This window comes from Cupriavidus sp. GW822-FHT02D05, from assembly GCF_058802485.1.
The window spans coordinates 43,084-56,028 of sequence record NZ_JBXAOE010000009.1 but is presented as its reverse complement, the minus strand read 5'-3'; the positions used below and the strand labels follow the sequence as shown (position 1 = coordinate 56,028).

At 57.4% G+C, this 12,945-nt stretch carries 9 protein-coding genes; 2 read left to right on the top strand and 7 right to left on the bottom strand.

Annotation, left to right across the window (positions count from 1 at the left end; translation table 11 throughout):
* Positions 1 to 290: 290 nt before the first annotated feature.
* Positions 291 to 1,589 (bottom strand): MFS transporter, encoded by a 1,299-nt coding sequence (locus AC1RQK_RS13785; RefSeq protein WP_492809368.1) that lies wholly within the window; start codon positions 1,587 to 1,589, stop codon positions 291 to 293.
* 863 nt (positions 1,590 to 2,452) lie between these two features.
* Here AC1RQK_RS13785 and AC1RQK_RS13780 point away from each other — a divergent pair.
* On the top strand, positions 2,453 to 3,430 hold the full coding sequence (locus tag AC1RQK_RS13780; RefSeq protein WP_492809367.1) for a Bug family tripartite tricarboxylate transporter substrate binding protein: 978 nt from the start codon (positions 2,453 to 2,455) through the stop codon (positions 3,428 to 3,430).
* A 67-nt stretch (positions 3,431 to 3,497) separates the two neighbouring features.
* Entirely contained in the window at positions 3,498 to 4,574 is a 1,077-nt protein-coding gene (locus AC1RQK_RS13775) for a porin (RefSeq protein ID WP_492809525.1), read from the top strand.
* 325 nt (positions 4,575 to 4,899) lie between these two features.
* On the opposite strand, the gene AC1RQK_RS13770 is transcribed toward AC1RQK_RS13775, so the two are convergent.
* The 6 genes from AC1RQK_RS13770 to AC1RQK_RS13745 all read right to left on the bottom strand — a co-directional run bounded on the left by AC1RQK_RS13770 (position 4,900) and on the right by AC1RQK_RS13745 (position 12,882).
* Positions 4,900 to 6,318 (bottom strand): aldehyde dehydrogenase family protein, encoded by a 1,419-nt coding sequence (locus AC1RQK_RS13770; protein ID WP_492809366.1) that lies wholly within the window; start codon positions 6,316 to 6,318, stop codon positions 4,900 to 4,902.
* Positions 6,318 to 7,997, bottom strand: coding sequence for a thiamine pyrophosphate-dependent enzyme (locus AC1RQK_RS13765; RefSeq protein WP_492809365.1), 1,680 nt, complete (start codon positions 7,995 to 7,997; stop codon positions 6,318 to 6,320). The genes AC1RQK_RS13770 and AC1RQK_RS13765 overlap by 1 nt, the downstream gene beginning before the upstream one ends.
* A gap of 35 nt (positions 7,998 to 8,032) precedes the next feature.
* On the bottom strand, positions 8,033 to 9,004 hold the full coding sequence (locus tag AC1RQK_RS13760; protein WP_492809364.1) for a Bug family tripartite tricarboxylate transporter substrate binding protein: 972 nt from the start codon (positions 9,002 to 9,004) through the stop codon (positions 8,033 to 8,035).
* A 33-nt stretch (positions 9,005 to 9,037) separates the two neighbouring features.
* Positions 9,038 to 10,375: an FAD-binding oxidoreductase gene (locus AC1RQK_RS13755; protein WP_492809363.1), complete on the bottom strand. Its 1,338-nt coding sequence runs from the start codon at positions 10,373 to 10,375 to the stop codon at positions 9,038 to 9,040.
* A gap of 97 nt (positions 10,376 to 10,472) precedes the next feature.
* The gene (locus tag AC1RQK_RS13750) at positions 10,473 to 11,447 is read right to left on the bottom strand and encodes a Bug family tripartite tricarboxylate transporter substrate binding protein (RefSeq protein ID WP_492809362.1); all 975 of its coding nucleotides are present in this window, start codon (positions 11,445 to 11,447) and stop codon (positions 10,473 to 10,475) included.
* Between the two features lie 211 nt (positions 11,448 to 11,658).
* On the bottom strand, positions 11,659 to 12,882 hold the full coding sequence (locus AC1RQK_RS13745; RefSeq protein ID WP_492809361.1) for an MFS transporter: 1,224 nt from the start codon (positions 12,880 to 12,882) through the stop codon (positions 11,659 to 11,661).
* Between the last annotated feature and the right edge of the window lie 63 nt (positions 12,883 to 12,945).

The window sequence follows — 12,945 nt, the reverse complement described above, 5'->3', positions numbered from 1 at the left end:
TCGAGCGTGTACTGCGCCCGATTTTTTAACCGTCATCGCTTCTCCCCTTGTTCGAGTTTACACACTCAGCAAGGGATTCGTTTCACGGGGGCAAGCGCAGGTTGACTCCGGAAAGACCTAGCCCAGTACACACTTCAAAGCACTCCCTTCTACGCATCACATCTGAGTTACGAGCACTTCGCGGTCGGGCCGACAGGAAGCAGCGGCGTGGAGCTCACGGAAGCCAATTGCACTTCGCCTGCGCAATGCTTCGATGCTCAGAGATTGAGACCCGACGCCACAAGTGGCCGCTATGATGTTTGGCCGCTCGCCCCCGCTATCTCACTCTCTGCCTCTGTGGCACCGACAAATAACACAGCAACAAGCGCCAGAACAAAGAACGCAACGGCATAGTGCGCGGGCGCCAGTTGGCTGCCGGTCTGTTGATGAATGTACATAACGACGAAAATTGAAAAACCTCCAAACACCGTCGCGGCGATATTATAGGCGATCGATAGGCCCGTTGCCCGGACCTTGACCGGAAAAAGCTCCGACAAGTACGTCGGACACGGCGCGTACGCTGCCGCAATCAACACAGCAAACCAGCATTCGACAAACAGCAATGCCGTAACGCTTGGATGTGCAATGACATAACTGTAGGCTGGATAGATAGTGGCCGAGAACGCCAACAGCGAAGTGATGAGAACCGCCCTACGCCCTACCCTGTCGGACATGATGCCAAACACCGGAATCAACGCCATCCGGAGTGCGACAGCCACGAGAAGCACTACGAATGCATCGCCTTCCTTCATTCCAAGCGACTGCTTAGCATAGAGAGGAAGGTATGTCACGATCACGTAGGACATCACATTGATGGCAGCACTTACAGCGGTGCCGGCAATCAGCTGCGGGGAGTACGAACGCCACAACACGCTGAATCCCACCGACTCACGCTTTGCGGCGGAGAATTCAGTTGGCTCGTCCAGATGGCGGCGAATGTAGAGTCCCACAGGCCCTATGAGCAACCCAAGCAGGAACGGAAGTCGCCACGCCCAGTTGTCAATCTCCGTCTGGGTATAGACCTCAAACAGCAGCGCGCCAACGAGCGTGGAGAGCAGCGCGCCGGATGCTTGCGCGAACATTTGCCAGCTTCCATAGAAGCCTTTCCGGTTAGCTGGGGCGAACTCGATAAGGTAAGACGTGGCGCTCCCGAACTCACCGCCTGCCGAAAAGCCTTGCAACAACCTGGCACAGGCGATAAGTACCGTGGCCCAGATTCCAACCTGGGGATACGTTGGCGCAAAGGCAATCATCGCCGTCGAAATGAACATCAGCAGGATAACCAGCGTCATCGCGGGCTTGCGACCCACCTTGTCGGCATAGACGCCTAATACGACGGCCCCCAGGGGCCGCGCAATGAAGCCGATGCCAATGCTCAGGGTACCCAGAAGAAGCGCCGCCTTTGGTTCACTCTCCGGGAAGAATAGGCGACTCAGCGTGGCCGCGAGAAATCCGTAAACGATAAAGTCGTACCACTCAAGGGCATTACCAATAGTCGCCGCCAGAATGAGCTTCCATGGCTTGACCTCCACCTTTGCTCTACCTTCCATACTTCTCATTTCTTCAGCTCATGAATGTTTCGTTAGGGACCAGCTGCCCCGCGCGCGCGTTTCCAGCACGCTGTGAATTGGAATACGTCGATGATATTGACCATCGCGTGGCTTCCCTTCCGGGGCACCGAAATTGCGTTGTGGCGCCACACAAGTTTGTTACGCCGGTCCTCATATTCATACCGCATGAAAGAAATCGCGATTACCTTAGGCAATCGTGCTCGAGCGACGGCTGGCCGACCCCTCACTTTGCATGGAAACTTAACCAGGTGGATGCTTCGCGGACCGGTGTGTACGCCGTCACCTCTGCCCCCGGCTTGACAACGACGTTGTCGAATTGCTAACCGCCATGTTCGTGTCCCGTCGGTTGGAAATTGGAAGTATCCCCTAGTGTTGGTGTGTTGCCACACGCAATTCGAATGCGAATTCCTATCTTGAGACACGTGGCACCCGTGGCGCTCAGCTCCCTCCAGGCGCGATTCACCGACCCGCTTTCGGCGCCTCATCATGTAGCGCAGCACGAACCGCGCGCTTCTCTCGTGTCAAAGATTTCATAGAATTCCGCTACCGACGCAGATTACTTCTTACTATAATTATTTTTCACGTATAGATTGCTTATAACATCGTGACTACGGTCTAATCTATATGCGCACTAAATTAATGCCAAGCAGCATGCTTTGCGAGCGCCATGCACGAGCCGGGTGCATTTTTTGAGTGGCGCGGCTTACCGTCGCTGCAACGACAGATCGATTTGATTGAGGATTGCAATCGCGATTACCATCGACGCATGGTGATGCCTTCTAGCCCAACACACACTAACGCCGCAGTCTGAATCCTCTATTGACTACGGAGTAACGGTGATTATGGCTATAAAGCGCATTTCAAGTATCTCAGCGGTGGCAGCCCTTTGTCTGCTGAGCTTCTCGGTCGCAGCCGAAGAAAAGCTTCCCCCAGTCGTTCGCCTCGTCGTTGGATATCCTCCAGGTGGAAGCGTTGACTACGTTGCACGCTCTATCGCAGAGCCTCTGCAGAAGCTGCTCAAGACAACAGTGATAGTCGAGAACAGACCTGGCGCGGGCGGCCGAATTGGAGCCGCGTACCTCAAGGCAGCGCCAAACGACGGAAGCGTAATTCTTGTCGCGCCCAACGCGTTGACGACACTGCAATCGCTCATTTACGCTGACTCCCTGACCTACAGGGTGAGCGAGGATTTCACACCCGTCTCCCGGCTTATTTCCTACCCGTTCACCATCGCCGTCCCGGGGAGCTCGGCAGTCAAGAGCTTGGCAGACCTCAGGACTTGGATGAAGGACCATCCGAACGAGGCGACCTATGGCAGCTCCGGTGCTGGCGGCTTCGGTCACTTCTCTGGCCTTGTACTCGGCAAGGCGATGGGCATAGCGTGGGTCCATGTCGCATACAAAGGAGGGGCGCCGCTAGTCAATGACCTTGCTGGCGGACACGTTGCCGCAGGCATCGACACCATCGTCGACCAGATTCCTCATCATCGGGGTGGAAAGATTCGCATTCTGGCGACGCTGACAAGCACCCGATATGGGCTGGCCTCCGATATTCCGTCGCTTGGCGAACAAGGCGTTAAGGGCGTCAATCTCGAAGGCTGGACCGGACTGTATGTCTCCTCAAAAGTGCCGTCGAGCATTGTCGACCAAATCGACCGTGCCGCGGGCAAGGTGATGGCTGACCCTGCACTTGTCGAGAAACTTAACTCCCAGATGATTCAGGCCGCGTACCAGTCCAGTTCGGCGTTCCGCAAGACCCAAGCCGACGACCTCGCGCAATGGGCTCCCGTGCTGAGGGCCTCCGGCTTCAAGCCGGAATGAGCTGACCTCACTACCTCAACACCTCCTACTACAAAGACATCAATAGACACGAGCCATGAAGCGAAATATATGTAATGCTGCCCTCATTCTTGCGTCCCAACTCGCCTTGATTCCTGCTGCCGCCTTCGCTCAGTCGAACGTCACGCTCTATGGCATCGTGGACCAGAGCGTCAGGTACACGACGAACGCCAATGCAGCTAACAACGGCAAACTGGAGCTGACCAACGGTGCAATCACGAACAGCCGCTGGGGTCTTCGCGGAACTGAAGACCTAGGGGGCGGCCTGAAGGCCCTGTTTCAGCTCGAAAACGGCTTCGACCCTGACACAGGCACGGCAAACCAAAACGGCAGTCTGTTTGGACGCAAGGCTTTTGTCGGCCTTTCAAGTTCCGTTGGAACGCTTAAGCTGGGTCGGCAGAATACCGAAGGGTTCAACTTCTTCGTTGAGTATGACCCACTGACCATCGGCAACTACAACCTGAATTCCTGGCCGTTTTTCCTCACCCGTATCCGTAGCAACAACGTTGCCAGTTATGACGCGAAGTTTGGCGCGCTAGGGGTGGGCGCGAGCTACGGCTTTGGCGAGACGCCCGGGAGCCTGACTTCCAATCAATATTGGGGCGGTCGTACCACCTATGACTTTGGCTCGGTCGGCGTTGGCGCTCTCTACCAGGAATTCCGGGATTCCAGCGGCAATCGTCAGCAGATGTGGAGCCTCGGCACCAAGTACTCCGTCGGCAGTGCGAAGCTCTTCCTGGGGTACATCGGAGGAAAGGACCGCACAGGAGCGATTGACAACAACTACATGAACGCATCCTCACGCAATATCGTTGTGTCAACGAGTGCCGCTGTCGCCAACCCGCGAGAAGACCGCATTGGGTACGCTGGTGTTACTTACAGGGCCACCCCAGCGTTGGCGCTAACAGGGGCGTTCTACTTCGATAGCATTGGGAACAAGAACGGTATCGCCGACAACAGCGGTAAGCGCTATACGGCTGTCGCACTGTTGGAGTACTCTCTGTCGAAGCGAACCCAGATTTATGGGACCGTTGACTTCAACAAGGTATCTGGTGGCGCTACGACCGAACTTCCCGGAAAAAGCAATCAGCTCGGCATCGCTGGGGGCGTGCGTCATATCTTCTAAATGCCCGCCACAGGCCTCGCCGACACTGCGCTGGACGTAGGCGCTTAGTTAGACTTACGGGTTTCGGCTCGAATGGTGCTGCCCTTGAGACCGCGTACCTCATACACGGAGACGCGGTCTCTTTTCATCTGCGAAGCATCAGCGGCTCCCTGACTACCAGATGGTCCTAGACTTGGCGGCAACAGTTTTCGGCGACCCTCTTTGTGGCCTCTGGCGAGGGCAGCAAGATGAAGCGTTATACGTCGCTGAGTGTCACTGCATAACAAAACGGCCCCACACATGCTAACGCGCGGGGCCAAGGTAGCTACCGGTGCCGTCCTGAAACCTAGTGTGCGCCGTGTAAAGAACGGTATGACAGGCACTCCTCTATGCCGAAACGGCCATTCTCGCGCCCCGCACCAGATTCACCCCAACCGCCGAAGGGGGTCGCCAGATTCTGGGCGGCCCCATTGATGATTACCTGACCAGTCTTCAAGTTCCGCGCAAAGGAAGTCGCTGTCTCTGGGCTACCCGCCCAGACTGCGCCAGACAAGCCGTACTTCGTGCCATTGGCCAGCGCGATTGCCTCTGCCTCAGACTTGTACCGGAGAATCACCAGCACTGGACCGAAGACCTCTTCCTGAGCGATTTCCATATCAGGCTGAACATCCGACAGAATCGTGATGGGGCAAAACCAGCCTCTCTCCTTCCCCTCCGGCCGTCCTGGCCCACCTGTCAACAAGCGCGCCCCTTGCGACAACGCAGCCTCAACCATTGTGGTCACGCGTTCGTGTTGGCGAGCATTTGCAACTGGTCCAAGGCGTGTTGCAGGGTCGAGTGGGTCTCCCAATGGCCACGTGGCAACCAGGCTTGTCAATTTGGCCTCCACTTCGGAAAGCAGCGATTCCGGCACCAACAGGCGCGATTGGCTCACGCATGCCTGACCGGAATTGACGGAACTCATGCGCAATACAACGGGGAGCGCCGTGTCCAAATCCGCATCAGGCAGGACGACGGCGGCGGACTTGCCGCCAAGTTCTAGCGTGGTGCGCTTGAGTTGCTTAGCAGCGGCCGTCATGATTTTCTTGCCGACCGCGGTACTTCCCGTGAAGCTAACCTGTTGGATGGCGGGGTGGGAAACAAGTTGTTCTCCAAGCTCTGGACCGCCCCACACCATGTTGACAACACCCGAGGGGAGCCCCGATTCGTGTACTGCTTCCATGAACAGTTGCGCGGCGCCTGGGGCTAGTTCGCTGGGCTTGAGCACAACGGAACAGCCGGCCGCGATTGCCGGCACCACTTTGGCAACGATTTGGTGGAGAGGGAAATTCCAAGGTGTAATTGCAGCGATGACACCTACAGGGACCCTCTCGACCAAGCCATTACCAATTTTCTCCGTCCACTTCAGCTCGAAGAGGCCCTCCCTGGCAAATTGAATCCCCTTGAGCGCCATTGGTACTTGCATCAACGCGCCCAGCCAGACCGGGCAACCGATTTCCCTAGCGAGACTGTCAGCAATCCTAGTCGCTCGCTGTGCTAGCCCCTCTTCGAGGTTCACCAAGACGCGGTGCCGCTCTTCAATCGAGGAGCAACTCCACGCTCCGAAACCGGCCATCGCACTCGCAATTGCCGCTTCCAAATCCTCGTCGGAGCACGTCTTGACAACGGACTCCTGCGTCTCGGTAGTGGGGTTATAGACAGGGAATTGCGTTGGCCCGGTGCAATACTGGAATTCTCCTCGCGAATAGAACCTGTCGTACAGCATCAGAAGGCCCCATCAAGCGGGTTCGCCGGCGCCGCCTGGCCCGCCATTCCGGCCATCGGCTGCAGGCGCAACAGGTGCCAAGGGCTCGGTACTTCACCAATCTTCACTTCAACGACGACAGGACCGCTACCTTGCGCCGATTCTTTGATGGCGGCGCCGAGCCCCTCAGGAGAATCGACTTGGACGGATGGAATGCCAAATGCCTTCGCGAGAAGCTGGAAATCAGGGTTGCACAAATCCACGGCAACCTCCGCACCGAATTCGCGCTTCTGGATGGCACGCACGTTGCCGTAGTGGCCATCGTTGAAGATGACCAGCGTAATCGGGAGGTTATAGCGGCGAGCTGTAGCAAGCTCCTGCATGTTCCAGCCGAAGCCGCCGTCGCCGGTGATAGAAAGCACACGCTTGCCTTGGCCGCCGACCGCCGCACCGAGACCAACGGGGAAGCCGTAGCCCAACGTCCCCTGATAGCCGGGTCCGATATAAGTTCGCGGACTGTAGACCGGAAACGCGATTCGGGAAAGATAGCCGACTTGAGTCAGCTCGTTCACGAAGATTCCGTCCTCAGGCAATGCATCGCGCATTGCCTTGACGTACGCAGCCTGAGGTTGAATCTTGTCGATTTGGCTCTGGGCCCATTCTTTGACGGCGAGACACTGGGCCTCCGACAGAGCCGAACGCTTCGCCAGCCGGTCCTTCAGGTGCTGGAGTGTCTCGGCAGCATCTGCGACGATGGCCACATCTGGAGTGCGAGGCGGCGTCATGTCCGCCGCGTCAATATTGATGTGGATGAACTTCGTCGCGCCTTTTGGCCAAGAGGCGGCCGGCACCAGCACGTCGGCAAAGCGGCTGCCGATGACAACGACCACGTCGGCATGCTGGAAAACAGCGCGGCCAGCAAGGGAGTTCATCGCCAGCGTATGATGGTCCGACAGTGCCCCGCGGCCGTTGTCGCTCATTACGACGGGGGCCCCAATCTTTTCTGCCACTTCCTTCAGCTTTTCCGTGGCGTTGGAAGTAAAGATTCCACCACCAACGTAGAGGACGGGCAGTCGCGCATTGTTAATCATTTCCGCAGCCAGGTCGACCAATTCCTCTTGCGGCAACGGCGCACGCTCGGGCACAGCCCGCAGCGAGACTTCGCCGGCACACTCAACCTTCGCCTGCAGATAGTTATGCGGAACCTCGATACCCACAGGCCGCGGTCGTCCCGAGTTCACCTGTTGATAAGCTGCATCCAGTGCTCCGCTAATGGATTCCGGGGAATCCACAAACGTGTGCCACTTCGTCAGCCCCTTGACGAACCCTGTCTGGTCTTTGATTTCGTGCAGAAGGCCGTAACCCTTGCCGACGCCACTCGAGTGAATTTGCGGCGTAATGAAGACGACTTTGGAATTGGAGGCATAGGCTGTTGCCAGGCCTGCACCCGCATTCAGCGCACCGGGGCCGGGGACGACCATCGCGGTACCTACCTTGCCCGTGGCACGGTAGTAACCGTCCGCCATATAGGTCGTGGTTTGCTCATGACGCGGTATGAAGAGGTTCATCTCGTTCTTGCGCTTGCGCAGCGCTTCTACCGCCCAGTCGAGCTGGATGCCAGGAATGAAGAAGAGGTCTTTGACCTCGTTCCTGATTAGGCCTTCGGCGAGAAGCTCACCACCGGTGCTTACTTGTTGCATGTCGATTTTCTCCACTGAAATGGGTTCACTGCAAACTACTTTGTTTTTCCCTTGCCGATACCAGCCACGACGCCAGCCCATTTCTTCGATTCCGCGTTCACATAACGCTTGAAATCTGCAGAATCCTGGTAAGCCGGCTCGGCGGCGAGCAACGCCATTTCCTTGACAACCGCCGGGTCAGCAAGCGCAGTTCTGACTTCGCCAGACACCTTCTGCACAATCTCTGCCGAGGTACCCACCGGCGCAAATATCCCCAGCCAGGCGCTCGCTACGTAACCCTCATATCCACGCTCAGCCACGGTCGGGATGTCAGGTGCCGCTTTCGCTCGCGTAGCGCCGGTTACGGCCAAGGCAATAACGCGGCCGCTCTTGATATGCGGATACGCAGATGTGAGGTCGACAACGCCCAAGGGAATCTGTCCTGCAATGACATCAGTCAATGCAGGAGTGCTGCCGCGGTATGGCACGGCGGTCATGCGCAGGTTCGCCGTGGAGGAAAACAACTCTCCAGCCAGATGCTGGGAAGTAAACTGTCCCGCAGTCCCATAGCTCAGGCCGCTACCATCGCGCGCAACCTTGCCGAGTTCCTGAATCGTGTGGATTCCGGAGTTCTGGCTGGCGACAAAGACCAACGGGATGTCAGCAATCTTCGCCACTGGCTGCAACTGCTTGTCCGGATTTAGCGGGGCGGCATCGGGGAGATGATGGTTGACGGCGATAGCACCTGTCGCGCCGACGCCAAACGTGTACCCATCAGCCGGCGCGTGGGCCAAAGTCATCAATCCTGCCGTGCCGCCTGCACCCGGACGGTTGTCGACGACAACGGGCTTACCCAACGACGCCGATAGCTTCCTGGAAAGAATTCGCGCCACGCCATCTGCGGACGCCCCCGGAGGGAACGGGACAATCAACGTGATTGGCTTGTTTGGATAGCTCTGAGCACTTACGACCTTGCAAAAGGTAAAACAGAGGACGGCAAGGCCGGCTCGGCTGATGAGGCGAATCATTGGGTTGTCTCCTATGTGTAGTTGTATATCCCGTCACGGCATATCAAAAATGCGTCCCGGATTGAGAATGTTGTTTGGGTCCATGGCGGTCTTGAGCACTTTCATCGTCCGTATGTCCTCCTGGATACGAGACTGCAAGAGGTAGCCCTTACGCTTTCTACCTACGCCGTGTTCTGCGGTGATGGAGCTATCAAGCGCGGGCAAATGGCCATACACAATTCGGTCGACTTCGCCGCGCTCGTCCGCATTGGCGCACGGTCCAACGACGGCGTGCAGGTTGCCGTCACCAACGTGCCCGAAGAAGACGCTCCTGCAGTGAGGAAGTGCGCGGGTGAGTGCCATCTTCGTGGTCCTAACAACCGCGTCGTGCTTCGAAGGCGAGACACCTAGGTCGAAGCCAACATAGGGACGCATTCCTGCCTGTATCTCCGCCACAGAATCCCGGATGGCCCAGAGGTCGTGCGCATCCTGAGCAGACATCGATAGCACCGCGTCGACCACCGACCCGCACTCCATCAGCTCCGTGACGAACCGCTCCAGCATCGCCTCTACGGATTGCTCGTCAGTGCCCTCCACTTCGACTAGCGCCGCGCGTCGGCCCTTGAATGAGGCGGGCAGCTCCCTCCCCCGAGCTCGTATTGCCAGTGCGCTCTCCATGAAGTCTTCCCACATAACTTCGAAGGCGGACAACGCGTCGCGCAGGGCAATCTTTGCTGTTCGCAGGACTTCATTGACACCAGTGTTCTCGCTCAACGCCACGAGGAGCGTCCGACGCACTGGCGGCACCGGCGTAAGACGCAGCGCAAGCCGAGAGATGACCCCAAGCGTTCCTTCACTACCGATGAAGAGCGAAGACAGGGAATAGCCGGCGTTGTTCTTCAGCAGACGGTTAGGTGGACTGAGTACTGTGCCATTCGCCAGCACAGCTTCGAGACCCAGAACCGATTGCCGTGTTGTCCCGTACTTGATGACACGACAGCCGCCAGCATTCGTCGATGCATTTCCTCCCAGCTGACATGAGCCCCTCGAAGCAAGGTCAATCGGAAATGTCCAACCGAGCTTCTCGGTCTCCGACTGAAGCGTTTCGAGAACAACGCCGGCACCAACCACAGCAATGCCAGAACCAATATCGATTTCTTCAATCTGGTTCAAGCGCTCGAGCGATAGAATCAATTCTCCGTTCGAGGGCGAAGCCCCACCGGAGACGCCGGTCCTTCCCCCCTGTATTGCGCAAGGGGTTCGTGCTTGATTTGCATCGCGCAATAGCGATGCGAGCTCATGGGTCGACCGTGGGCGCTCCAAGCCCGCTGGTACCCCGTAGCGGGTGCCAGACCAGTCGTGCAGGTATTTTTCGTCAATGTCATCGGTCATAGCTCACTCTATTTGTCCTTGCACGTTCCTGTCAGCTGCGATTCCGTAATCGTGAGCGCCGGAGGCAATCACCGCAGCCGGCGCTGCACAAAGAGTGCTATTCCACCTTCACTTTGGCGTCTCGTACGACCTTTTCCCATCGTGCGGCATCCGCTCGAATCCACTCCCGAAATTGCTCCGGAGTGCTCGCAACGACTTCGAACTCCATTTCTTGCAGCTTTTGCTTCACTTCGGGGGTATTGAGAATCCGCGAGATTTCGGCGTGATAGCGACTGATGACAGCCTTCGGCGTTTTTGCTGGCGCAAGGAAGCCAACCCAAGATGTGGCGATAAAGCCCGGGAAACCCGATTCTTGCAGTGTCGGTACTTCAGGTGCGCTACGGAACCGCCGAGAGCCACTTGTCGCAACCACTTTCAGGCGACCATCCTTGACAAACTGCTGCACATTGCCAGGAACAAGGAATGCAATTTTGATGTGCCCAGCGACAAGGTCCGTAATAACTGCGCCGGACCCTTTGTACGGTACGTGCACCATGTCGACGTGCGCTGCAGCCTTGAACATCTCCATGGTGAGATGAGAGGCGCTCCCCGGCCCAATAGAGCCATAGGACAACTGGCCAGGATGTCTGTTGGCGTAGTCAACCAGCTCACGAACCGAGTTGACGCGCAACGTAGGACTGACGACAAGATATTGAGGCGCTGTAACGGCCAGAGAGATTGGCGCGAAGTCCTTCAGTGAATCGAAAGGCATTTTGTCGAACAGCGAGCGGTTTATGGCTATCGGCCCGTTGTATCCGACAAGGATTGTTTGGCCGTCGGCTGGAGACTTTGCTACCAGGTCCGCACCAATATTCCCACCCGCACCAGGGCGATTCTCCACTACCACGGGTTGCCCAAGCGCCGGCCCGAGTTTCGAAGCAACTTCACGGGCAATTACATCATTTGTCGTGCCCGCAACCGGAACGACCATTCGCACGGGCTTGGATGGGGACCAATCGCTCTGCGCGGAAGCTGACCACGGTACCAGGGCAAGAGCACCCAAAAGACAAAAAGCAATACGCCGATTCTTCACTTGTAGTCTCCTTTTGTTGGGTACCACGCAGCGGCGTCAATGCCGATGGTGAGACCGCATCTGCTGATTCGAATCACCAGCATTAAAGTGGACGCGCCGCCGCTCCCGTGACGAGGGCGCGCGGCGTCGCACGAGCGGCGCGCCCTCGCTCGTGTGTCGCTTGAACTCAAAAAAAGGCTCACCTATGGCTTAGGTGAGCGCGAGGAGAGAACTAGGTTCTTGCAGTACGTGGCGTCAGCATCATTACCGCTGCCCCGATAAAAGGGCCTGCGGCCAGTGCTGCTAGTGCAAGACTGAAGGAGTGAAAGCCGCCATAGATTTGGCCGACGAGGAGCGGAGACAGCGCGCTGCCAAGCTGCCAAACTGCATTGGTCATACCCGCTGCTGCCCCGGCAAGCTGCTCACCAGAAACTTCGGTCACTTGGGCAACAAGAAGGGGCGTGTAGCCGAAAGCGGTGGCCCCGAGAACGGGAGCGATGAGATAGAACTCAGCAACAGTTGATGCTTGCCCAAAGAGCATCAGCATTCCGCCAAATCCAGCGAGGCATGCGATGGAAAGCCAGCGGCGAGCACCTTTCCGAACGTCCGACAACCAGCCGAGGATGGGCTTGGCAATAACAGCGCCAAGCCCAAACCATGCTGCAATTGCGCCGGCCGTGACAGGAGAGATGCCATATTCACGCGTCATAAGCGCGTTACCCCATGCACCAAAACCGACGGTTCCCCACAGTGCACAGCAGCCCACTATCGCGAGAAGAATCAGGTCTCGATTACGAAGAAGTCTCAGAAAGTCGCGCCCGGAGGCTCTTGTCTGCGCGCGCCCAATCGGAGCATTGCGAATCAGCAAGAACGCTAGAACGGCCCACGCACAGGTGATGATGCCGAGAATCCGAAATGCGTTTCCCCAGCCAAAGGCCTGGGACGCGCGGGGTACCGCCGCGTTTGCGATAACCACAGCAAGCGAAGTCGCCGTCGTGTAGAGCCCCATCGCCTTTCCTTTCTCCTTCCCGAACCAAGCGCTAATGAGTTTCACGCCAGCTGAGTAGTCCGCCCCGGCGAAGAGGCCCATTGCAAGCTGGATGCCGATTCCCATCGACAACGAACTGGTATAGCTAAAACAGAAGGTTGCAAGGCCGAGCGGAATAAGTGCGAAGGTCAGAGTTACTCGACCGCCAAAGGTATCGGTAAGGATGCCGCCGACCACGTTGGCGATGACATACCCAACGTAGAAGGCCGTGACGAAGGCGCCCAGAAGAGCAACGGAGATGCCAAGGGAATGTCCCACCGGCGCTGCGACCGAACTCCATGCCACTCGGTCTACGTAGCTCATTAGGAAGGCACCCCAAACCACGAAGAGAACCAGCCAGCGATACCGGCGTAAGGGATTCTCCGCCTCAGGTATGGGGCGCGCCGATTGAAATACGGCTATTTTCATCACAACTTGTCTCCTTGTCACCCGCCTTCGCTCGCGCGCCTCTGGCGGGCGTGCGTCAACCTT